A 23,354-nucleotide genomic window follows, 5' to 3' on the forward strand; every position below is an offset into this window, starting at 1 on the left:
TTTAGCCTATGTTAAAGGGTTGGCATACTAACTTATACTAACTTCAGCTAAAATAATAGGAAAATGTAGGAATAAAACTGTATTGACGTCTCAAAAAGTATGTGTTAATTTTAACATAGTATAATAAGATTAGGAGGGGAGATAAGCCGTTCCTATTGAATCGCATCCCTTATTGGCCATGCTCCTTTCTGTGTACAAATTATGTAGTTAACTTGGATATCGCCTATGAAGCATCTTGTATGGGCTCAAAAATGAATACGCTTCCATGTAAAAGGCTTGACTTTAGTTTTCCAAGTTTAATAACGCAGCAGGGATAAATTCATCGTGTCGGAATCAAAAATTCAATCTTTAAAAAAAGTTAGTTGGTATACTAATTTGGACAATAGCTCTTGAAGGGGTGTTATTTTGGAGACAACCAATAGAAGCTTGTGGTCAAGGATAATAAGACATCGCTATCTTTATTTAATGGTTTTGCCGGGTTTTCTGACGGTTCTCGTCTTTAATTACTTTCCGATGTACGGCATTCTAATTGCGTTTAAAAACTATAGCGCGTCAAAAGGAATAATGGACAGTCCATGGGTTGGATTTAAATACTTTAACACTTTCTTTCATGATCCGATGGCGTTCAGGGTGCTCAAGAACACTTTATTGTTAGGGGTATTTACGTTGTTCTGGTCATTCCCCGCACCAATTATTCTTGCCTTGCTATTTAATGAACTGCGAAACAAGAGATTTAAAAAGATTGTTCAAACCGTTTCCTATTTTCCGCATTTCATATCGGTTGTCATTGTTGCCGGCATGATTAAGGAGTTCACGGCGAGAGACGGACTGTTTAATGATATCATTTCCTTTTTTGGCGGAACGCCTATCATGTTTCTGTTGGAACCGGATTATTTCAGAACGATTTTCATCTCGTCGGGGATTTGGCAAGGGATCGGTTTCGGTACGATCATTTACCTGGCAGCATTAAGCGGCATAGACCCTACCCTTTATGACGTTGCGGAAGTGGATGGCGCCAACCGGTGGAAGAAAGTTGTACATATTACATGGCCGTCCTTAAAATCAACAACCGTCATTTTGCTGATCTTCGCCGTCGGAGGAATACTGGGGTCTGACTTCCAAAAAATTATACTGCTCTATTCGCCTGAAACTTATAGTGTGGCAGACGTCATTGGATCTTACGTTTACCGGCAGGGGATATTGGGGGCGCAATACGAGTATACAACGGCCATCGGCTTGTTCATGTCCGTTATATCCTTCATTGTTCTGTATCTGACCAATTTGATCAGCCGCAAGGTATCGGATACAAGTTTGTTCTAGGAGATGAGAAGCAATGAAAAAGGTGAGCTTGGGTTCCAGAGCTTTTGATACGGTTAATATTCTGATCATGCTGATGATTATGGTTACTGTACTGTACCCGATTCTGAACATTATGGCTACTTCCGTGAGCAGCTCCCGTTTTATTTCATCCGGAAGCGTGACCGTCTGGCCTAAAGGCTTCAATATTGAGGCCTATACCACCGTATTTAAAGATCCTTTTATCTTTAAAGGTTATATCAACTCGATTATGTATGCGGCAGGCTCCACGGGTCTCATGCTGCTGTTTACCTCCTTGATGGCGTACCCTCTTACCGTTCAGGGCTTTGTAGGGAAGAAGTTTCTAACGATCTTTCTCATGATTACGATGTTTTTTGGCGGGGGCTTAATTCCTACCTATTTGCTTATGCGCAGCATGCATTTGCTCGATACGATATGGGTTATGATTCTGCCGGGTGCAATCGGAGCGTATAACGTCTTTCTATTCCGGACCTTCTTCATGAACATTCCGGCGGAGCTGAAGGAGTCCGCCTTAATGGATGGAGCCAATGACCTGGTGGTCCTGTTCCGAATTGTTCTGCCCTTGTCCAAGGCACTGCTCGCGACCTTTGCTTTGTTTGGGCTGGTAGGGAGCTGGAACAGCTGGTTCGAGGCCTTGGTTTATCTTCAGGATCAGGATAAGTATCCGCTGCAGATGGTATTAAGAAACTATTTGTTTACCCTGGACACCAATGCCATAGCAGGCAGGGTGGGCGCCGGCAACGTTGCGATTAATCAGGCGGGTGATTCCCTTGATCCGCAGGCGATAAGAATGAGTGTCATCATTATCACGATGTTCCCGATTATGTGTATTTATCCTTTCTTCCAGAAGCATTTCACAAAAGGGGTACTGGTTGGCTCGATTAAGGGCTAGCGGTAACGCGTGCAGGATGGAAGCCAGGATCCTAATTGGGAGGTGGTTCATAGCGCAGTATCCAGTAAGCCTCATTTCATGCTGTAAACCAATAATTATACAGGAGGGGTTTGTATGAAAAGAAAGACCATGTCTTTGCTTTTAGCTTCCATGTTGGCTCTCACAGTAGCAGGCTGTACCAATAATACCAATGACGCACCGGATAATTCGTCCAGCTCGAATGCGGGTACGACAGACAGCAAGCCTTTGAGCTTTTCGGTAGCGCTGCCATCTAACGGTGTTGATAACGAAAACAGCATGATGGGGAAAGAATGGCAGAAGGAAATGGAAGCGTACATGGGCAGGGAGGTTAATATAGACTTCAACTATATTCCTTCCTCCGAATACGATGAGAAGCTGAAATTAATGATCGCCAGTGATGATCTGCCGGACTTTTTCGTTACTCCATTATTCTATGACACGACTGAAATGGCGGAAGAAGGCCAGATTCTTGAGCTAAGTCAATACAAGGATCTTATGCCGAATTATATGAATTATTTGAGTAAGGTTAAGAATGGCTTGACGCGCGTGACCAACGCAGAAGGCAAAATGTATACCTTCAAAGAAACGTCAACGCCAAGGTACCCGGCTGATAAAGGCATGCTGATTCAAAATACATCCTCTTACCGTTACGATCTTTTCCAGCAAAATAATATTAAAATTCCCGAAACATGGGATGACGTGTACCAGGCCGCTAAGAAACTGAAAGAGCTGTACCCGGATAAATATCCGATCGCTACTAGATGGAACAGCTTGCGCTCTCTGTTCGCTGCTACTCATGTGAAGGATGATATTTTTTGGGATGGCAGCAAATATGTTTACGGCGTTCTTGAAGACGGATACAGAGACGCATTGCAATTTGCCAATAAGCTCTACGCGGAGAAGCTTCTAGATCCGGAGTATACGATTGATACGGATGATACGCTTAAACGAAAAGCCTTGAATGGCGATAACTTTATTTGGCTGGCGCAATGGTTCACGACTCCGGCGGAATATACGAGAACGGTGAATGACGGAAAAGTGTTCGCGGTTACTCTTTACCCGGATAATCCGGATTACGGAAAATCGTGGCAGGAAGTTGCAAACGGCAATACGCCGGATCTGGGCTGGGCTCAGTTCTGTATCAATGCCAAAACGAAAGTTCCGGAAGATCTGATCAAGCTTATTGACTATCAATACACGGACAAGATCATCAACCTCGTGACTTGGGGGATTGAAGGAACCACATATACGGTTGGAGCAGACGGTGTGCAAACCTTTAACGATGAATTTAAAAGCGCGCCGGATCCTTGGTTAGTCGGCGATAAGTACGGGATCCGCGCAAGTAAAAACTATAACCCTGGTCTGCAAATGGTTAATGATGCCAAAGCGTTCGTAGACTTCGCAGCCAAGGATTATACTTACTTTGATGGCAAATATGAAGAGGTTCCTATCGAGAAATCGCCATACCTGACGAGCTTGCCGATGCCTAAGAATGATTATGTTCCATCCTCGTACAGCGAGCCTAGCATCCAATTCACGCAAGAAGAAAGCCAGAAGATTTCTGAAATTATGAACCCGGTCAAAACCTTCGTGACGGAAGAGCAGGCAAAATTCGTATCGGGCAAATCCAGCTTTGAAGATTGGTCCAAATTTACGGACAAAGTTAAGAAAATGGGCGACATCGATAAAGTGCTTCAAATTTACAACGATGCTGCAGCTCGTGCAACGAAGTAATTCATGCAGGGTTACAGATAGGAGTGAGAGATATTGGCTAAACCAATCATTGGTCTTCAACTATATACCTTGCGTGATTTAACGGAGAAAGACTTTCCGGGCACGATTCGCAAAGCTGCGCAGCTAGGCTATAAAGCGGTGGAGTTTGCGGGATATTACAATACGCCTGCCAAGGAAGTCAGGGCGCTACTGGATGAGCTTGGTCTGCAAGCACCATCTGCTCATGTCGGGCTGAATTATTCCGAAGCAGCAGATATAAGGTCATCGGAGCTTGACCGGCAGATTGAGTATGCTCAGGAACTTGGTCTGCAGTATATGGTAGCACCTTCGGCGCCTCTGCCCGATCATCCAACTTTGGATGATGTGAAGAGACTGGCGGCTATTTTTGAAGAAGTTGGAAAGAAAGTGTCTGATGCAGGAATGACATTTGGTTATCATAACCATGATTTTGAATTTAAACTGGTCAACAATAAACCTGTTATGGATCATTTTCTGGAGCTGGTTCCAGCACAATATCTCATCGCTGAATTTGATCTGGGCTGGATTCATACGGCAGGCTATACGCCCGTGGATTATGTAAAGAAATACAGCGGCCGTGTACCGCTCGTACATTTTAAGGATTTTGTGGAAGGTCGCAGAGATACCGAGGTAGGCAAAGGTGCTGTTGATCTCGCAAGTGTATTGCAGGTTGCGGAGGAATCGGGCATCAAGTATATCTTTGTCGAGCAGGAAATCTTCTCCTCGTCATCACTTGAGAGTGCGGCAATCAGTCTGGCGTTTTTTCATAGGAACGGCTTTTAAACTGCAGGAGCGGTAGAAGAAGTTTCACAAAAATTGAGGAGCAGTTTGCCGACAGCATGCTGCTCTTTTTTTGTGAATGCAATTGGCATCTATCATAAATGTAAGCGCTTTACTTTTGAGAGTCGGGTCAAAACGGATGAAAGGAGGTGATGCGATGACATTATGAGAGAAGCGATTAATGGAAACGTGAAGGAGGTACATTGCGACATCATAGATTACGAGATGCGATAGGGACATTATATTGATCGGAGGATTATTACGCATGCATATGAAGTTTCGAAAAACATCCGGGTTTGTTGCCTCTATTCTGCTGAGTCTGGCTATATTCCCGGGGACGATGTCCGCGGACAATGCCGCACCGTCACCCGTGTCCAGCCAGGTTTATAGTGAGCAGCCCTTTAGCATTCAGGTCGTCGATTCAGAGACCGGACGGGGGATTCCGGCTGTAGAACTGAGGACAACCAATAACATGACTTACTATACGGACAGTGCAGGATACGTCGCCTTTAAAGAGGCGGGGCTGATGAATGATACGGTATTTTTCCATTTGTCCAGTGATGGCTATAAGGTTCCCCAGGATATGTTCGGGTATTATGGGCAAGCCGTTGAGGTGACGCCCGGAGGAAGTGCTACGCTGACGATGGAACGGGTGAATATCGCCGAACGGCTGTACCGCTTGACCGGCCAAGGTATTTACCGGGATAGCCAATTGCTTGGCAAGACGCCCCCGATTGAAGATCCGCTTTTGAACGGAAAGGTTATGGGCCAAGATTCCGTTCAGACGATCAAATACAAGGGCAAGCTGTATTGGTTCTGGGGTGATACGGATCGTGTTGCTTATCCGCTGGGGAATTTCCGTGTCACGGGGGCTACCTCGAAGCTTCCGGGGCAAGGTGGTCTTGATCCGGATGTGGGTGTCGATCTGGACTACTTCACGCAAGAGGATGGCTTCGTCAAGAGTCTTGTGCCGCCGCTGCCAGACGGAGCAAATATCGCATGGGTATTTGGTTTAATGACGGCTAAGGATTCAACCGGGCGGGAGCGGCTGCTTGCCGGCTACAGCACGCATGATCCGAATCTGTCCGCCTTCGGCATTCTCCAGTTCAACGATCAAACAGAGCAGTTCGAGCAGCTTGTCCAATTCCCGGACAAGGACGATTGGCGCCATCCGGGTGGTCAAGCGAGCTACTACAAGGAGAATGGCAAAGGGTATTGGGTATTCACCGAGCACCGGATGCCAAATCTCCGTGTACCGGCAACCTATGATTCGATCAAGGACTATACAAAGTATGAGTCTTTCACGCCGCTTAAGCCCGGGACGACCTATAACGGAGCGAATACTCAGCTTGAACGGGATGCCGCAGGCAAGCTTGTGTGGGGCTGGAAGAACAATACGCCGCCGCTGAAGCAGGACCAGGAGAAGGAGCTCATCCGTCTGGGATTAATCAAGGAAAACGATCCGCGTTATTTCCAGCTGAAGGATGTAGACACTGGCGCTGACGTAACAATCGCAGGCAGCTCAGTTGAATGGAATGACTACCGCCATCGTTACGTCATGTTTGGTCAGCAAATGGGCGGAAGTACATCAGGACTTGGGGAAATGTGGTTCGCGGAGGCACCAGCGCCGCAGGGGCCGTGGACAACCGCTAAAAAAATCATTACGCATGACAACTACACCTTCTATAACCCGGCTCACGACGAGTTTTTCGACAAAGAGGGCGGCAGATACATCTACTTGGAAGCCACCTATACAAATACGTTCACAGACAGTGAACCAACGCCGCGCTATAACTACAATCAGATGATGTATAAGCTTGATCTGGCCAATCCGAAGCTTGGGCTTACGCCGCTGGCGACTGATTTGGCCAACGGCAAAGCAATCACCTCTTCATCGCAAGAGAAGGGCCACTCGGCAAGCTTGGCTAATGACGGGAACTCACAGACATTCTGGACATCTGCATCCAAACGTCCGCAATGGCTGAAGGTTGATCTTGGAGTTCCAAGCACCATTCAACGTGTCGTGTTGAACTGGGGAACAACGTACGGCAGAGCGTACCAGCTTCAAGTTTCAAACGATGGGAAGAAATGGACCAATGTTTACAGCACGACAGCCGGTGATGGTGGTGTCGACGAAATAAAGCTCAAGGATATGAAGGCCAGGTATATTCGGATGTACGGTACGCCAAGAAGCGTCTTTGACGGCTATTCCGTGCGGGATTTCGAAGTGTATGGAACCCCGCAAAACACCTGATAATTCTTGAATGGAGGAGATAAACGCATGAAATTTCATTCTCGCAAAGCATCTCTAATAATGGCGGGTGTCCTGCTGGCAGTGGCCATTATCCCCGGCACTTTCGCATCGGCAAGCGCATCGGATAGTCATCCTTCCGGAACGCAAAGCCAAGTTTTTAATCAGGAGCTGTTTAAAATTCACGTCGTTGACGCCGAGACGGGCAGAGGTATACCGGCTGTGGAGCTGAAGACGACAAATAACATCCGCTTCTATACGGACAGCGCCGGCAACGTCGCTTTTGACGAGCCGGGACTAATGAATGAAACGGTCTTCTTCCATCTCTCCAGCAACGGGTATGAAGTTCCGACAGACATGTTCGGCTATCGCGGTCAAGCGGTCAACGTGACGCCGGGCGGAAGCGTGACGATTCAGATGAACCGGATCAATATCGCGGAACGGCTGTACCGGGTAACAGGGCAAGGCATCTACAGGGACAGCGTTATGCTTGGAGAGACGACGCCAATTCAAGAACCGCTTTTAAACGGGAAGGTCATGGGGCAGGATTCGGTTCAAACCATTAAATACAAGGATAAGCTGTACTGGTTCTGGGGCGATACGGACCGGCCTTCCTATCCGCTTGGGAATTTCCGCGTGACAGGCGCTACCTCGAAGCTCCCTAGCCAAGGTCTGGATCTCGATGTTGGCGTAGACCTCGACTATATTACACGCGAGGACGGCTTTGTGAAAAGTCTCGTTCCGCCGCTTCCGGATGGAGCGAACATTGCTTGGATTTTTGGACTGATGACGGTAAAGGACAATAATGGTGAGGAACGGCTGCTGGCCGCTTATAGCACGCATGATCCTAACCCTCGTTCTTTCGGCATTCTGATCTTTAATGATGAAAAGCAAGAGTTCGAGCAGCTGGTCCAATTTCCAGGTACCAGCGACTGGCGCTACCCGGGAATGGGCGGTCAAGGAACGTATTACGAGGATGGCGGCAAAGGGTATTATATTTTCACGCAGTACGAGTATCCGAATATTCGGGTAGAGGCGAAGATGGAATCGATCGTGGATTACACCCAATACGAGTATTTTACCCCGCTTGCGCCAGGGACGACTTATGCCGGGGCGGACACGCAGCTTGAGCGTGACGCTGAAGGCAAGCTGGTATGGGGCTGGAAGAAAAACACGCAAATGCTTACGCAGGATAAAGAGAAGGAGCTTATTGGACTCGGTGTCCTTCATGCAGACGATGAGCGCTATTTCCAGCTGAAAGACGTGGATTCAGGCGACGAGGTTCGAATCGCCCAAAGCTCCGTCGAGTGGAATGAATACCGCCACAGCTATGTGATGATTGGCCAGGAGAAATTTGGGAAGACATCGCTGCTCGGCGAAATCTGGTTTGCGGAAGCACCTGCTCCAAACGGACCGTGGAAGGTCGCGAAAAAAATAATTACCCACAACGAGTATTCCTTCTATAATCCTTCCCAGCATGAATATTTCATCAAGGATAATGGCCGTTACCTCTACTTCGAGGCAACCTTCACCAATACGTTTACGGATGCTCCCGCTATGCCGCGTTACAACTATAATCAGATGATGTATAAGCTCGACCTGGCAAATCCGGTGCTGAATTTGACGCCGCCAACCGGTCCGGAGCTCGTAGAACTCGCTAAAGGCAAAGCGATTACCGCTTCTTCCTCGGAGAGCTCGAACCCGGCCGCCCAAGCCAATGACGGAAACAGCCAAACGCGCTGGGCATCCGACTCCTCCGACCCGCAGTGGATTCAGGTCGATCTTGGAACTCCAAGCCTCATCAGCCGGGTCAGACTGGATTGGGAAGTCGCTTATGGCAAAGGCTACCAGATTCAAGTGTCGAATGACGGACAGAACTGGACCGACGTCTACAGCACGACTTCGGGAGACGGGGGCACCGATATCATCAACTTCGACGAAACTGAAGCTAGATATGTAAGGATGTACGGTACTTCCAGAGGTACGATGTACGGCTATTCGTTATGGGAGTTCAAAGTGTTTGGGCAGGCAGCGGATACAGAAGCTCCTGAACAATTGGAGGAGTAAATCCGATGAAAAAGAGGATGAAAGCAATGCTCACGGCAGTTGTAGGGGTAACTACGGTATTATCATCCGGCCTTCTTGACAATCCGGCTCCGGCTTCGGCGGCCGATCCTGTGCTGACTTCCTCAACGGCGGATAATTGGACCAATCTGTTCAACCGGGCAGGCTATTCCAATACCTGGTTAAATGCTGACGGGATTTACTCCACCCCTCTAAATGAGGTGGACTCGATTGGAAGTGCCGGCAGCAGTTCCAAGACGTTTTTTATCTTTAGCGATACGATACTTGGCTCTGCCAATGCTGCCGGTACAATCAGCAATCTGGCCTATCAGAACCATTCCTCGGCCGTATTGACGGGAAACACTCCTACGGTTAGCAACATGAGCTTCAAGTATGGGGATAAGGCTAATCTGAACACATCTCAGGGGAACAACCTGTTCGGGTATACGGCCTGGATGCAGGAGGCTATTGCGCTCGGAGGGAATGTGTATGTTTTTGGTATTCCGTTTGACGGCGATTGGAAGCCCAAACAGGTCGACTTAATTACCATACCAGTCGTTAATGGAGAGCCTAATTACGCCGGGTTTACCAAAACCTCGGCCGTCTCCAAGCTATATTTTAAAAATACGACCTATTTGTACGACTATGGAGTTGGCATAATGAACAACTCTGCCCAAGCGGGAGCGCCGAATCCGGACGGTTATATCTATCTGTACGGATACAGGGATGCGCTTATTGGCGGACAGAAGGATTTAATCGTCTCTAGAGTACTCCGGTCCGAGTTCCCGAATTTTAACAATCTGAAATATTGGAACGGAAGCAGCTGGAGCTCGACAATTACGGATTCTGCCGCTCTGTTAAGTAATGTCTCGACCGAGCTAAGCGTTACACCTGTTACCAGCGGGCCTTATTCTGGGAAATATATTGCTGTCTATACCAACGGCGTACAGAGTGCCGATATGATGTATGCCATTGGTGACAGTCTGACAGGTCCGTTCGCGCAGCCGGTTAAATTCTATACCGCACCCGAATTTGAAGGCGTGGGCTCCGGTCAGCGTTACACCTATAATGCAAAGGCGCATCCTCACCTCTCAAGCCCGGGACAGCTGCTTATTTCCTATAATGTAAACCGAATGGGCGGAGCGAATAATACGAATGATTACAGACCAAGGTTTGTTAATCTGAATTTAGGGTCAAGCAACCTAGCTTTGAATAAAAGTGCAACAGCTTCGTCTACTGACGACGCTTCAAGTCGTACGGCAGTTAAAGCTTTCGACGGAAATTCGGGTACTCGGTGGTCGTCGGCATACAGCGACCCGCAGTGGATTTACGTGGATCTTGGTTCTTCGCAAACGATTAGCCGTGTGAGGCTTAGCTGGGAAGCCGCATACGGTAAGAGCTACCAGATCCAGGTATCAAACAATGCTTCCGACTGGACGACCGTCTACTCAACTACAACAGGAGATGGCGCCATTGATGACATTACTTTCAACGCCGTCAGCGGCAGATATGTCAGGATGTACGGAACGCAGCGAGTGAATGCAGGGTGGGGCTATTCCTTGTGGGATTTTGAAGTATACAATAATTAGACTTTAGAAAAAGAGACATCCGATTCCTGTTATTTGGGAACGGATGTCTCTTTTACTGGACTGGCCTATCAAGCATTTGTAGTCAATCGAGTTAAGAGATTATGATATCATTAAGCGAAATAGAGGATTAAACAGGGGGAAATGAACGAGGAAAGGCGAGAAGTCTATGCTTTTTTATATCATTGCAGCATTTGTTGTATTGGTCGATCAACTATCAAAAATAATAATCCGTATTAACGTAAAGATTGATGAAACCTACACTCTATGGGGTATTCCAATGACTCACATTGAGAACAGTGGGATGGCTGGAAGCCATTTTCAAGGTTATGGCCGTCTCTTTGGGATCTTGGCTGTTCTGTTTATTGTGGTTGTGATCTACAATCGAAGAAAAGGAATGTTTAATGAGAAAACGACCGAGATTAGCTTGGCTTTCCTGGTAGGGGGAGCGGCTGGAAATGGCATTGATCGACTGTTGTTTGGGGAGGTCACTGATTTTTTAGTGTCGCGTTCCGGTAACGGTGTGCTCAATATGGCGGATCATGCGATTGAAATCGGAGTGTTGCTATTAATCATTAGTTTTGTCATTCGACCGTTAAAAAGAGTCTTTCGTCATAGTTGAGCTTATGATTCGCAAGATTTTAATCTTAATGGGTAATGAGTGTTTTAATTTGGCAGTCTTTCAAAGTTTGAATGACAATATTTTGTTATAGGTCGCATCTTTTTGTCGTTTAAACCTATCCGCTCGTCCACTAAAATGAAGGTGAGAGTTTACTTCAATAAGGTGAATAAAAGGAGAGCTCAAGGATGCAGCAATTATACTATGGCGTGGCTTATTACGATGAGTATATGCCTTATGAGAGGCTTCAGGAAGATATTCGAATGATGAAGGCTGCCGGTATTAATGTCGTCCGGATTGCTGAATCGACATGGAGTACCCATGAGCCGCAAAACGGGATCTTCGATTTCACCAGCGTTGACCGTGTGCTTGACGCAATGCATGAAGCAGGCATTCATGTTATTGTCGGAACGCCAACGTATGCTGTGCCGACTTGGATGGTTAAGGAACATCCGGACGTGCTGGCAGAGACGCCAAACGGACCGGGGCGTTATGGCGCAAGACAGATTATGGATATTGCCAACCCGACGTACCTCTTTTATTCGGAAAGAATTATTCGCAAGCTGATTGGACGAGTATGCAAACATCCTGCTGTTATTGGTTATCAGGTGGATAACGAAACGAAGCACTACGGCACGAGCGGCCCGAATGTTCAGCATCGGTTCATTAAATACATGAAAGAAAAATTTGGTACAGTGGAGCGGCTGAATAAGGAATTTGGCCTCGACTATTGGAGTAACCGGATCAATGGCTGGGAAGACTTTCCTTCCGTTGCAGGTACCATTAATGGCAGCCTTGGCGCAGAATTTTCCCGGTTCCAGCGCCAGTTGGTTACGGAATTTCTGGCTTGGCAGGTTTCCATTGTTAATGAATATAAACAGCCTGATCAATTCGTGACCCATAACTTTGATTTTGATTGGAGAGGACATTCGTTTGGTGTTCAGAAGGATGTCGATCATTACGAAGCAGCAAAAGCACTCGATATTGCCGGAGTTGATATCTATCATCCCTCGCAGGACGAGCTGACAGGGAAGGAGATCTCGTTTGGAGGCGACTCCACTCGTTCGCTGAAGGGCAACAATTATTTCGTCATCGAGACACAAGCGCAGGCGTTCCCGAATTGGACTCCTTATCCTGGTCAGCTTCGGCTTCAAGCCTTCAGCCATCTTGCCTCAGGGGCTAATATGGTCGCTTATTGGCATTGGCATTCGATTCATAACTCTATTGAAACGTATTGGAAGGGCCTGCTCAGTCATGATCTGAAGAGCAATCCAACGTATGAAGAAGCGGTAACGATTGGCCGCGATTTCAAGCAGCTGTCTGCTAACCTGATTAATTTGAAGAAAGAGAACCGGACTGCAATCCTTGTCAGCAACGAGGCTCTAACCTCGATCGAATGGTTCAAGCTGCCTGGAGGCGAAGTGCGTTACAACGAAATGGTTCGTCTGCTCTATGATCGGTTATATGAGATGAATATCGGTTGTGATTTCTTGTATCCAAGCGCTTATGACAGGTTCGAGAACTATGACCTGATCGTCGTACCGGCGCTTTATGCGGCTTCAGACGAGCTTCTAGAGAAGTTGAACCGGTATGTGGAGTCAGGCGGTCATGTTGTTTATACGTTTAAGAGCGGGTTTGCGAATGAACATATAAAGGTCCGGACCGGCATTCAGCCAGGAATTATAGAAAAGGCATGCGGCATCCAATATAGTCAGTTTGTAGAGCCCAATAAGGTCTCGCTTAAGGGAAATCCATTTGGAGTTGACGAGGAGTCCAATCAAGTGAAGGTCTGGATGGAGCTCCTTACGCCAACTAAGGCAGAGGTGCTCGCCTGGTATGATCATCCTCATTGGGGGACCTATGCAGCTATAACCGAAAACAAATACGGCCGCGGTACAGCCACCTATATCGGTTATGTTCCAAGTTCGGAGGTTGCGGGTAAAGTGTTAGAAAGAGCGTGCAAGGCTGCTGGAATATATGGTCCGGATCAGGCCCTTCGCTTCCCGTTAATCGTGAAGTCGGGAGTTAATGAAGCAGGACGGACCATCCGGTATTACTTTAACTATTCGAATCAGCCGGAGTCGTTCTCTTATCCCCATGGGAACGGGATTGAGCTATTGTCTGCCCGGAATATCGCCTCGGGCGAGCAAATCGCGTTAGATCGCTGGGGGCTGGTGATTATTGAAGAAAGCGAAGCCTCTATGAAATAATTTGAAAAGACTGCCTTGATCGTAAGATCAAGGCAGTCTTTTTGTCATAGGAGTATCCTTCTACATCCTTGCCCAATTGAATATATTTCGAAGTAATGGAAGTGGGATGAAGGAGGAGTCGGGCAAATGGACGTTTATTCTGCGGGTTCTGCTATACATACAGCCAGCTTGCCAAGAATGCAAGTGATTAACGATTTTATCGCTTTTATCCGTGAAGCCAATGAGCTTCTTCAGAGAGAAATAGATCTTTCTCCTGCTAATCAACTGGTCATGAGCATGATCAGCCGCCTGTCCCTTCAACTGCGATCCCGCTATTTACCGGAAGAGGTACAAGCTGTTCTGAGCAATGAGTATATTCGGTTGCACCAACGGCAATTGCAGGATAAGCTGTCAGAAGCCGAATTTCTGACTGAGCTAAGCGATTCCCGTCAAGCCAGCAAATCCCAGGAGCCCGTCCTGGATGCTGTGAAAGGGCTGCCTCATTGGCCTGTTTATGTCGCCTTGGTCAGACAGGAATTGTCCACTCTTCACCGGTTTACCCGCGAGGATCGCCAATCAGACAAGTCGCCGATTGTCTTTGTTGGCAGCGGACCAATGCCTCTAAGTCCAATCATTTTGCATCTGCTTGGCGATGTGGAGGTCATCTGCGTAGAGATGGATGCTGTTGCCTATGAAGCCTCTTGCTCGCTGCTTGAGCACATGGGCTTGGGCAATAAAGTGTCTGTCGTATTGGAGAATGGCTCAAGGTTCGATTATGGCTCTTATAACCGGATCTTTGTTGCTAGTCTCGTCAGAAATAAACAGGCGGTGTTCGAACAGATTAACCGCACCTCTCCGAGTCCTCTGGTAGCTGTCCGCACAGCGGAGGGAATGAAGCAGATCATGTATGAGGCTATTGATGAAACACAGCTGCAAAGCCAAGGTTGGCGGATTCTGGGGCGGACTATTCCGGACGAGAATCTGGTTATTAATTCGACCTTGTTTCTGGAACATGCAGCGCCTCATTCCATGCTGGATTGACTGCGGTTAGAGTAATAAGTGGCAGACAACTCCCTACACTTGGAGGTTGTCTGCCACTTTTGTGATCTGCAATAATATACTATAGGCCATTTCTTTTCGGATGTAGGATAGGAGAAGAGCACGAAAGGGGCGCTTCTCATGGATATGACATCCTTTTTACTGTACTGCATGATTGCTACTTTTACACCCGGGCCTACGAATATTCTCATCTTGTCTACCGTAACTAAGGATGGAGCAAGGAAGGCGATGAAATTCTCGTATGGATCGGCGATTGGCTTTGGCTTATTGCTAGTTATTTCTGCTGCCTTAAATACGGTGCTATTAACGGTAATGCCAAAAATTCTGGTCATTATGCAGATAACAGGAAGTCTCTATATGGTCTATCTAGCTTATCAAATGGTCAAAAAGAATACTTCACAAGCAACAGTTAACCAAACGGTGACCTTTCTATCCGGTTTCCTGCTGCAGTTTTTAAATCCAAAGACCGTATTGTTTGCACTGACCGTCATTCCGACTTTTATTATGCCTTACTGCAGCGGAATCCCGATGGTAACGGCTTATATCGCGGGGATAACTTTGATCGGGTTTGCTGCTTTTATTACCTGGGTTCTGTTTGGTGCCGTCTTTAAGGAATTTTTACATAAGCATCAAACGGCTGCGAATCTGATCATGGCTTTATTTTTAGCTTACGCAGCCATCATGATATGGGAATAGGCAAGCTTAAGCAGAGGAGTGCGAAATGGAGAAATTTATTTATAAAAAATCGGTAGGCATTACGGCGTTATCGGCAAGCATGACGGAATTTAAATATAAGAAGCATGCGCACAAGGAGTACGCGATAGGTGTTACCCTGCGCGGTATTCAACATTATAATTTGGACGGCAGTCTGCAATTATCCCATAAGAACGGCATTATGCTGTTTCATCCTGAACAGACCCATGACGGAATGGCACATGATAAGTCAGGACTTGATTATGTCATGCTTTATATCGATCCCGAGCTGCTGCTCGAAGTGATGGAGAAGAAGGATATCGTGCGCTTCTCAAGCCCTATCGTGTATGATCGGACGCTTGAACAAAAAGTATTAAATCTGTCGAGCGCCATATTAGGCGAAAAAGAGGAGGCGTTGTGCAGTGAATTATTTTTGTCCCTCACGGATCGCCTTGTTCAATCCAGTCTTTCGACAGACTACATGAGGAAAGATAACGCGTTAATCCGGAAGGCCAAGGATATGATTCATGCCAATTTGGAGCATGTTTTGAAGCTGGATGAGATTGGTAAGGAGCTTCAACTGTCCAAATATCAGTTTATTCGTCTATTCAAAGCTCAGACAGGAATATCGCCTTACCAGTATTTTCTTAATTGCAAGGTGGAACATGCCAAGCGGGTCATTGAGCAAAGCAAAGACATTTATTCTGCTGTAGCTGCCTGTGGTTTTGTTGATTTGACTCATCTGAATAAGCATTTTAAAAGCGTATATGGAACAACCGCATACGAGTATATCGCACATTTGAAATAAAAATGGTTGAACAGGCTAGAATCCTGCTCAGCCATTTTTTTATTTCTGCACGAGCTTCCGGTAAGCACGCGGGGACAGGCCGGACAGCTCCTTGAACACCTTGCCGAAGTGGGAGAAGTTTTCGAAGCCGCAGCGCTCGGATACTTGGGTAATGCTCAAGTCCGTTTCCCTTAGAAGATGCTCAGCCTCCTTAATCCGGGTGGTATTGATATATTGGCTGAAGCCAAAGCCGGTCACTTCCTTGAAGACGCGGCACAGGTGGCCTTTACTTATATAGAATTGCTTGGCCAGGTCGTCCAGATGCAGCGGCTCCCGAAAATGCTGGTTAATATGGCGGATAATATCGGTCACCTTCCGCTGGACGGGAGTAAGCTCAACGCTAGGCAGCTGTTTGCGTTTCTGCGTGTGGCGGGCGGTGAACAGCAGCAATTCGATCGCCATGTTCCGGATATGCAGCCGATAGCCGGGGGGAGATTCGCTCAGCTCACTCAGCAGAGAGGCAAGCAGCGATTCAACATGCATTTGTTCCTGAAGGTTCAGCTTCACGATCGGATGATCAGCACCGAAGGGAGCAAGCAATAGCTCCGTCTCCTCCCGGATTAATCCGGCAAAGAAGGCATGGTCGTAATGAAGAACTGCCCGTTCATGATTAGGCTTGTCCAGTTCCGAGGTTTTGTGCACAACGTTGGAATCGATGAGCACCAAATCTCCGGCACGGACGTGGTAGACCGAATCTCCAATAAAGAAGTTTCTTTCCCCGTTATATAAATAGAAGAGTTCATAGGCTCTATGGTAGTGGGTATTATCCATGGAATGATAGCCGATTCTCCGGTCATATTCGATCCAGAGCGGCTCGCTGATTGATCCATAAAGCAGCTTGCCGGGAAGTGAGGGCATCGTCATAGAGAAACTCCTTTCATGATCATCGGTATGCCCATTATATCAATATTTGCGGTGTTTAAGGAGTAATTGTGTATAAATGCGGAGAAATCCTTCTAAAATTCATGCTAATCTGGGGTTGGAATCATTTTAGGATATGCCCTGAAGGCTTACAAACGGAGGAATGATGGCGATGAAAAAATTCGATATCAACGAAGAAGAAGTAAAGGAACTAATCGACCGCGTTGTCCGCAGAACGATGAATATGGATTTTACCTGGAACTGGTCTTGCGGAGTTGCTTTCTATGGAATCAGCAAAGCCTGGGAAGTAACGAGAAATCAGGACTATATTGATTTTCTGGTCAAATGGGTGGATGAATATTTGGAGCTTGGTCTGCCGGCATTAATGGTGAATTCCTGTGCGATGGGGCACACGATGCTGACGCTGCATGAAGCAACGGGCGATCAAAAATACCTTGATCTTGCTCTGATGAAAGCCGAATATTTGCGCAAGGATGCCATCCGTTTCGGTCAAGGGGTATTCCAGCATACGGTATCGTCTAAAAATGACTTTCCGGAGCAGGCGTGGGCGGATACGTTGTTTATGGCGGCCTATTTCCTGCTTCGGTTAGGCTTCAAGCTAGACAAGAAGGAATACATTGACGATGCTCTTAATCAATTTTACTGGCATGAAGAATATTTGCAGGATACGAAGACCAATCTGTTCTATCACGCTTGGGATAACGTAAGGGGAGATCATCTGTCCGGCATTTATTGGGGCAGAGCAAATGCATGGGCTGCGTATACGATGGCTCAAGCTCATAAAATGCTGAATCCGTTCATGCCGATGTGGATGCAGCTTGGCGGAGCGGTTGGCGATCAATTAAGTTCTCTGGTCAGACTGCAGTCTCCAAAGGGATTGTGGCGTACGGTATTAAATGACGAGAGCTCCTATGAAGAAACCTCTGCCTCCGCGGGGATTGCCGCGGCAATGACGATCTATGCGCATCCGCTGCATCAGAATTATATGGCTAAAGCGTATGAAGGCATCCTCGCGAATATTGATGAAGACGGCTCGGTCCGCAATGTTTCGGCGGGTACAGCGGTGATGTATTCGGCAGATGATTACAAGGTGATCTCCAAGAAGCGGGTGCAAGGATGGGGTCAGGGACTGACGTTGGCTTATCTGGTCGCGCTGCTTCAGAACAAGGAAGTTGTAAGTGCAATTTAGTTGAACAGTACCGAGAATAGGCATAGTAACGGCCGGTCCTTTGGCGAAAAGGACCGGCTGTTATTTCTTTATTCTTCTTCTTCGGGAATCACGGTTACCGACGCACTTGCTTCGCGTAACGGCCCGTTATCGGATACCAGCGTCACAGGACTTACGATGATCGTTTCTTCTTCAACATCCGGTAGTACAAAAGGGACCCTTAACGTCTCGCTTGCTCCGGGGTCGAACTCCGTCAGCCGCAGCTGCACGTCTAGAAGCGGAGCGCTTAATCGGACATTTAATAGCGGTACATTCCCCGTGTTGCTGGCCCGAAGGGTAAAGAATACCGTCTCGCCGGGGCGTCCGATTGGACGGTCAACCGTTTCGGTAAGCGAGGCATCCGGCAATGCTTGTGCTTGAACGGTTACCTCCCCTTGCTGCAGCGGCGTCTCGTCGGAGAAGACGGTTACCGTATTCCGGAATACCGTTCCGCCTGATGTTCCTGCCGGTATCGGCAGTTGAAGGGTAAATGTTCGGCTTTCTCCGGGAACGAGTACAGGGATACGCGTGCGGAAGCCAAGCAGCGGATCAGAAATTCGAACATTGGTGAGCGTTCTGCCCGTAACGTTGGTTACGATGATCGTCTTGAGTACGGTCTCCCCCGGCTTTGGCGATTCCGGCAGCGCTTCGATGTTCACTTCCGGCAGCTCGGCAGGAATCGTAACGGTAATTCTTGCTTCATCTTGCAAGGAAGATGTACCGGCCGGCTGTTCCGGCCAGGTGACCGTCACCCGGTTAGCGATTACCGTTCCTTGCGTTGTGCTTGCAGGCACCACAAAGGCGAAACTTATCCTTTCCGTCTCTCCTGGGGCGATTACCGGAATATTGAACTGTTCACCGGTGAGGGAATCTTGTATGGCTACGCTGGTTGCTGGTGCGGAACCGGTATTTGTTACTTCAACCGTATACTGGATCGTTTCGCCCGGCTCAGCGACAGTCCGGTCCGAAAGTTTGCGGACAGTTAAAGTGGTCACTTCAGCAGGTGCAATCTGCACAACAACTTCGGCAATGGTTTCGATCAGCGGCGTCTGATCGGATGACACGGTAAACGTATTTCGAATGATACTTCCAATTACGGTATCATCCGGGATGGTGAAAGACAGTGTCCGGGTTACCGTTCCGTTCGCAGGCAGACTGGCGATCGTCTCGCTAAGTCCCAGCAGCGGATCGCTTAGTACAACGTTTGTCTGTGGGATATCCAGCAAATTCGTTACAGTCAGTGCATAGGTCACTATCTCCCCAGGGGAAGCCGAATTTCGATCCGGCAGCTTATGAATGACGAGCGAAGGGGCAGGAAGTCCTTGCACAGCAACTTCGGCAACCGTTTCGAGCTGCGGCGTCTGATCCGAGACAGCTGTAAATGTGTTTCGAATGATGCTGCCAATCAGCGCATCTGCCGGTACGGTGAACATAAGTGTCCGGGTTACGGACCCGTTGGCTGGCAGACTGGCAATCGTTTCGCTTAGTCCCAGCAGCGCATCGGACAAGATGACGTTCGTTTGAGGAATATCAAGCAGGTTCGTAATAGTCAGCGTATAAATGACCGTTTCCCCAGGAGAAGCCGTATTGCGGTCCGTTATCTTCTGAATTACAAGAGCCGGGCCGGGCGTCTCCAGCACGACAACCTCGGCAATCGTATCAAGTATAGGGATTTGATCGGATTCGGCTGTGAACGTGTTCCGAATAACGCTGCCGGCTTCCGCATCTAAGGGAATGGTAAACACTACCGTCCGGGTAATTGTTCCATTTGCGGGAAGACTGGGAATCGTTTCACTGAATCCCAGCAGCGCGTCGATCAGAACGACATTTGTTTGGGGGACATCGAGCAAGTTTGTTATGGTCAAGGTATAGGTAACGGTCGTTCCCGGTACAGCGGCGGCAAGGTCGGATTCCTTAAGGAGTGTCAATCCAACACCATCTACCGTGACATTCGATTCGACCTCCTGGCCGCCGGTTTCGTTCGATATTACGCTGAGAATATTAATAATATTGGATCCGATCGGTGTCTCCCGCGGAATAGTGAAGGTAAACAGGATTTCACGAACTTCGCCTACCGCAAGATCCGGACCAGGCTGGTCAATCCCCAGCAACGGATCGAGGATTCGGATTCCGGTTAGAGGAACATTGCCGATATTCGCCAGAGTAACGGTGTATTGGATCGTTTGGCCTATCACGCTAGAGAGCGAGTCAGGAGATTTAATGATTCCAAGACGCGGATCAGCAGGAACCGTTATTTCTTCATTGGCAAAAACGGGCTCCGTCTGATTGCTGACGGCTACGGCAGTATTCGTGTAGTTCTGCGGCTGCGTTTCCAGCGGAATGAATAAGGACAAAACGAACGTTTCGCTTTGTCCGGGGAAGAGTACCGGAACAACCGTTTCGAATCCGGTAAGATCATCGGTTACAGAAACATTTGTCATGTCCGTATTCCCGGTGTTGATGACCGTAATGAAGAAATTCACCGATTCTCCCGGGAGAACCACGTTACGGTCCGCTGTCTTGATAATCTCAAGCCGAGGCACCGGCAGAACCTCGACTACAGTTCCGATTTCCTCCGGATTTGGCAGATTATCTGCCGTAATTTTTGCCAGATTGGCTATGGTTGGTCCTGCTTGCGCATCCGGAGGGATAACAAATGGCCAGTCGATAACAATGCTCATTCCAACGTGGATATCACCGACAAATTCGTCCAGCCCGATAAGCGGATCGGTAATATGAACATTGATCAGATCGGCATTGCCATGATTCTCAAGAACAATGGTAAAGAAAACCACCTCTCCGGGAGTTGCAGCTGCCGGATTTACGTTCTTGAAAGCGACCAATACAGGAGTTCCCGTCACGAGAATTTCCGTCTCCGCAACAATAGGCTCGCCGATCTGGTCAGCCCTAACGGTTACCGTATTTCTGAACAGCCCTAACGGGAAATCCTGCGGTACATGGAATATGAAATCAAAGATTTGAATCGAAAATGGCGGAAGCTCAGGAATGACATGAAAAAAGCCCAGTATATGATCCTCAATAACCACATTTGTGAGCGGGGCTGCATTAGGGTTATGGATTTCAATAAAGTAGGTTACTTGCTCACCCGGGCTTACTTCGAACCGATCCGTAAATTTGTTAACCAGAATATCAAAACCAAGGCTGAATTTCATGACGAATGCGTCGCTGCTGCCGCGCAGGAAAGGTTGAACTACGCCGGGTGTAACCGGGAAGTTGGGAGAGAAGGTCTGGCCGGTCAAGTAGACACTGCCTTGATTGTCAACAGCGACAGCATTATCGGCATCGCTTGAACTGCCGCCAATGAAAGTCGAGAAGACAAGCGACGCACCATCAATGTTAAATTGGGTAAGGAAACCGTCTCCGCCTTCCGGAAACGGCTGAATGGCGTCAGGCGTGATAGGGAAATTAAACGAACCTGTATTCCCTGTCACATAAGCGAAGCCTGACCGCACGGCTATACCGTTACCGGAATCGGCTCCTTCCCCGCCAAGAAAGGTGGAGTACACCAAGTAATTGCCATCGGGACTAAGCTTGGTTACAAAAGCGTCAGAGGCCCCGCCATGATAAAAAGGCTGGTAGGCTCCTGGCGTTATTGGAAAATCAAACGAAGTGGTGCTTCCCGTTACATACGCCTGACCGAACTCATCGACCGCTATCCCCTTAGCTTCATCATCGCCTCCACCTGTAAGGTAAGTCGAATAGAGCAGAGCAGTACCATTACCGTTAATTTTAGAAACGAAAGCGGATATGACACCGTTAGGCGAGATTTGGAACGCTCCTGGCGTGGTTGGGAAGTCGAAGGAGGTCGTCATACCGGTTACATAGGCGTCGCCGGAACCGTCTACCGCGATGCCGAACGCTTCATCAATACCAAAGCCGCCAAGGAATGTAGAATATTCAAGCAACGTGCCGTCCGGAGATATTTTCGCAACAAAAGCATCCTCAAGATTGCCGTTAAGTACTGGCTGCAGCGCACTGGAAGTGATCGGAAAATCAAAGGAGTTTGTCGACCCCGTCACATAGGCGCTACCTACACCATCGACTGCGATGCTAAAGCCCGTGTCCACTCCCTGTCCGCCAAGAAACGTGGAATAGATAAGCGAGCTTCCATCAGGGCTTAACTTGGTTACAAAAGCATTTTGATTGCCAACCAAAAAAGGCTGAAAAGTATTGGGTGTGGTCGGAAAATCAGGGGATAAGGTCTGCCCGGTTAAATAGGCATGGCCAAACTCATCAACCGCGATGCTGTTCCCTTGATCGGCACTGCTGCCGCCAAGGTAAGTTGAATATTCTAAAGAGCTGCCGTCGGAATTTAATTTCGAGACAAATACGCTGGACGATCCGTCGATAGAGGGTTGGAAGGCTCCCGGGGTGATGGGGAAATCAAAAGATAAGGTTTGCCCGGTCACATAGGCATTGCCAAATGGATCTGCCGCTATGCTGAAACCGGTATCCGTATCGCTTCCTCCAAGGAAAGTGGAATAAGTAAGCGCAGGATCAATAATTAATTCATAGTTCGGGTTATATTCTTCGACTTCAAATCCATAAATACATGCTTTCTGTCCCTCGGGTAAAATAAACCGGCTTTCAACTGTAACCCTAAGACCGTCAATGATCTGATAGCTTACGGGTTTCTTTTCCGTCAATATGCCGTAGGGGGTGCAGATTTGAAGATCGCCTTCACTGCTTACAGCCAAGCTGTCTGAACCGTAGTAAGCAAAACGAATATCTCTAAGCCTTGCACCGGGCTGCGCAATGACGTCGTATTTGAAATCTCCGTCAGCGGCATAAAAGAAAACGTCAATTCCCGGCCAAGGCTCACGATATGCAATCTCACGGTAGGTAGGAAGGTTGGTGTGCCAATTTGCGGGATCCTTGCCGGTCAGATAATGAACCTTTTCCGATTGAGGTTGTCTTCCTTCCGGTAGTAATGGACCGTTGGCGGCCAGGAAGCGCAGGGAGAGGGCTAATCCTTCCTGTTTCCCTGTGAAAACCAGTAGCACCTCTTCGGGAGAAAAACCGACCCTGCATCCCGGCCCATTTGAAACATAACGAAAAGCATTCCTGACCTGACCGGCATTTTTGGTGAAAGTCATTGGATTCTGCCATTTATTCCGAAATGGCATTTGTTGCTTTGTATGACCTTTCAACAA

At 47.8% G+C, this 23,354-nt stretch carries 15 protein-coding genes; 13 read left to right on the forward strand and 2 right to left on the reverse strand.

Features of this window, described 5'->3' with window-relative positions; genetic code table 11:
- Nucleotides 1-405 precede the first annotated feature (405 nt).
- From BM200_RS00700 to BM200_RS00755, 12 genes are all read left to right on the forward strand, one after another.
- A complete protein-coding gene (locus tag BM200_RS00700) occupies nucleotides 406-1,320 on the forward strand; it encodes an ABC transporter permease (protein ID WP_091180173.1) in 915 nt (304 codons plus the stop codon).
- Nucleotides 1,321-1,333: 13 nt separating this feature from the next.
- A complete protein-coding gene (locus tag BM200_RS00705; protein ID WP_091180175.1) occupies nucleotides 1,334-2,230 on the forward strand; it encodes a carbohydrate ABC transporter permease in 897 nt (298 codons plus the stop codon).
- 114 nt (nucleotides 2,231-2,344) lie between these two features.
- Nucleotides 2,345-3,985: an extracellular solute-binding protein gene (locus BM200_RS00710; RefSeq protein WP_091180177.1), complete on the forward strand. Its 1,641-nt coding sequence runs from the start codon at nucleotides 2,345-2,347 to the stop codon at nucleotides 3,983-3,985.
- A 33-nt stretch (nucleotides 3,986-4,018) separates the two neighbouring features.
- Nucleotides 4,019-4,786: a sugar phosphate isomerase/epimerase family protein gene (locus BM200_RS00715; RefSeq protein ID WP_091180179.1), complete on the forward strand. Its 768-nt coding sequence runs from the start codon at nucleotides 4,019-4,021 to the stop codon at nucleotides 4,784-4,786.
- A 262-nt stretch (nucleotides 4,787-5,048) separates the two neighbouring features.
- Nucleotides 5,049-7,037 carry a discoidin domain-containing protein gene (locus BM200_RS00720; RefSeq protein WP_091180182.1) on the forward strand — a complete coding sequence of 663 codons (1,989 nt, stop codon included), beginning with the start codon at nucleotides 5,049-5,051 and terminating at the stop codon, nucleotides 7,035-7,037.
- A gap of 27 nt (nucleotides 7,038-7,064) precedes the next feature.
- Nucleotides 7,065-9,101, forward strand: coding sequence for a discoidin domain-containing protein (locus BM200_RS00725; RefSeq protein ID WP_091180184.1), 2,037 nt, complete (start codon nucleotides 7,065-7,067; stop codon nucleotides 9,099-9,101).
- A gap of 5 nt (nucleotides 9,102-9,106) precedes the next feature.
- Entirely contained in the window at nucleotides 9,107-10,687 is a 1,581-nt protein-coding gene (locus tag BM200_RS30255; RefSeq protein ID WP_245772842.1) for a galactose-binding domain-containing protein, read from the forward strand.
- A gap of 166 nt (nucleotides 10,688-10,853) precedes the next feature.
- Entirely contained in the window at nucleotides 10,854-11,306 is a 453-nt protein-coding gene (gene lspA, locus BM200_RS00735; protein ID WP_091180187.1) for a signal peptidase II, read from the forward strand.
- Between the two features lie 185 nt (nucleotides 11,307-11,491).
- Nucleotides 11,492-13,513: a beta-galactosidase gene (locus BM200_RS00740; RefSeq protein WP_091180189.1), complete on the forward strand. Its 2,022-nt coding sequence runs from the start codon at nucleotides 11,492-11,494 to the stop codon at nucleotides 13,511-13,513.
- A 126-nt stretch (nucleotides 13,514-13,639) separates the two neighbouring features.
- Entirely contained in the window at nucleotides 13,640-14,533 is an 894-nt protein-coding gene (locus tag BM200_RS00745) for a nicotianamine synthase family protein (RefSeq protein WP_091180192.1), read from the forward strand.
- 138 nt (nucleotides 14,534-14,671) lie between these two features.
- Nucleotides 14,672-15,247 (forward strand): LysE family translocator, encoded by a 576-nt coding sequence (locus tag BM200_RS00750; RefSeq protein ID WP_091180195.1) that lies wholly within the window; start codon nucleotides 14,672-14,674, stop codon nucleotides 15,245-15,247.
- 25 nt (nucleotides 15,248-15,272) lie between these two features.
- A complete protein-coding gene (locus BM200_RS00755) occupies nucleotides 15,273-16,052 on the forward strand; it encodes an AraC family transcriptional regulator (RefSeq protein ID WP_091180198.1) in 780 nt (259 codons plus the stop codon).
- Nucleotides 16,053-16,091: 39 nt separating this feature from the next.
- Here BM200_RS00755 and BM200_RS00760 read toward each other — a convergent pair whose 3' ends face one another.
- Nucleotides 16,092-16,955, reverse strand: a complete 864-nt coding sequence (locus tag BM200_RS00760; RefSeq protein WP_091180200.1) for a helix-turn-helix transcriptional regulator — start codon at nucleotides 16,953-16,955, stop codon at nucleotides 16,092-16,094.
- 169 nt (nucleotides 16,956-17,124) lie between these two features.
- On the opposite strand from BM200_RS00760, the gene BM200_RS00765 reads away from it, so the two are divergent.
- Nucleotides 17,125-18,162 (forward strand): glycoside hydrolase family 88/105 protein, encoded by a 1,038-nt coding sequence (locus BM200_RS00765; protein ID WP_091180202.1) that lies wholly within the window; start codon nucleotides 17,125-17,127, stop codon nucleotides 18,160-18,162.
- A gap of 68 nt (nucleotides 18,163-18,230) precedes the next feature.
- Here BM200_RS00765 and BM200_RS00770 read toward each other — a convergent pair whose 3' ends face one another.
- Nucleotides 18,231-23,351: a DUF7507 domain-containing protein gene (locus tag BM200_RS00770; protein ID WP_139230741.1), complete on the reverse strand. Its 5,121-nt coding sequence runs from the start codon at nucleotides 23,349-23,351 to the stop codon at nucleotides 18,231-18,233.
- Nucleotides 23,352-23,354: the final 3 nt, after the last annotated feature.

Origin of the sequence: Paenibacillus catalpae (genome assembly GCF_900112695.1) — a bacterium.
Taxonomy (GTDB): domain Bacteria; phylum Bacillota; class Bacilli; order Paenibacillales; family Paenibacillaceae; genus Pristimantibacillus; species Pristimantibacillus catalpae.

Excerpts from the sequence above, each read along its gene's own strand:
- BM200_RS00705 (WP_091180175.1), top strand. The coding sequence starts at position 1,334 with ATGAAAAAGGTGAGCTTGGGTTCCAGAGCTTTTGATACGGTTAATATT.
- BM200_RS00710 (WP_091180177.1), top strand. The coding sequence starts at position 2,345 with ATGAAAAGAAAGACCATGTCTTTGCTTTTAGCTTCCATGTTGGCTCTC.
- BM200_RS00720 (WP_091180182.1), top strand. The coding sequence starts at position 5,049 with ATGCATATGAAGTTTCGAAAAACATCCGGGTTTGTTGCCTCTATTCTG.
- BM200_RS00725 (WP_091180184.1), top strand. The coding sequence starts at position 7,065 with ATGAAATTTCATTCTCGCAAAGCATCTCTAATAATGGCGGGTGTCCTG.
- BM200_RS30255 (WP_245772842.1), top strand. The coding sequence starts at position 9,107 with ATGAAAAAGAGGATGAAAGCAATGCTCACGGCAGTTGTAGGGGTAACT.
- lspA (WP_091180187.1), top strand. The coding sequence starts at position 10,854 with ATGCTTTTTTATATCATTGCAGCATTTGTTGTATTGGTCGATCAACTA.
- BM200_RS00740 (WP_091180189.1), top strand. The coding sequence starts at position 11,492 with ATGCAGCAATTATACTATGGCGTGGCTTATTACGATGAGTATATGCCT.
- BM200_RS00745 (WP_091180192.1), top strand. The coding sequence starts at position 13,640 with ATGGACGTTTATTCTGCGGGTTCTGCTATACATACAGCCAGCTTGCCA.
- BM200_RS00750 (WP_091180195.1), top strand. The coding sequence starts at position 14,672 with ATGGATATGACATCCTTTTTACTGTACTGCATGATTGCTACTTTTACA.
- BM200_RS00755 (WP_091180198.1), top strand. The coding sequence starts at position 15,273 with ATGGAGAAATTTATTTATAAAAAATCGGTAGGCATTACGGCGTTATCG.
- BM200_RS00760 (WP_091180200.1), bottom strand. The coding sequence starts at position 16,955 with ATGACGATGCCCTCACTTCCCGGCAAGCTGCTTTATGGATCAATCAGC.
- BM200_RS00765 (WP_091180202.1), top strand. The coding sequence starts at position 17,125 with ATGAAAAAATTCGATATCAACGAAGAAGAAGTAAAGGAACTAATCGAC.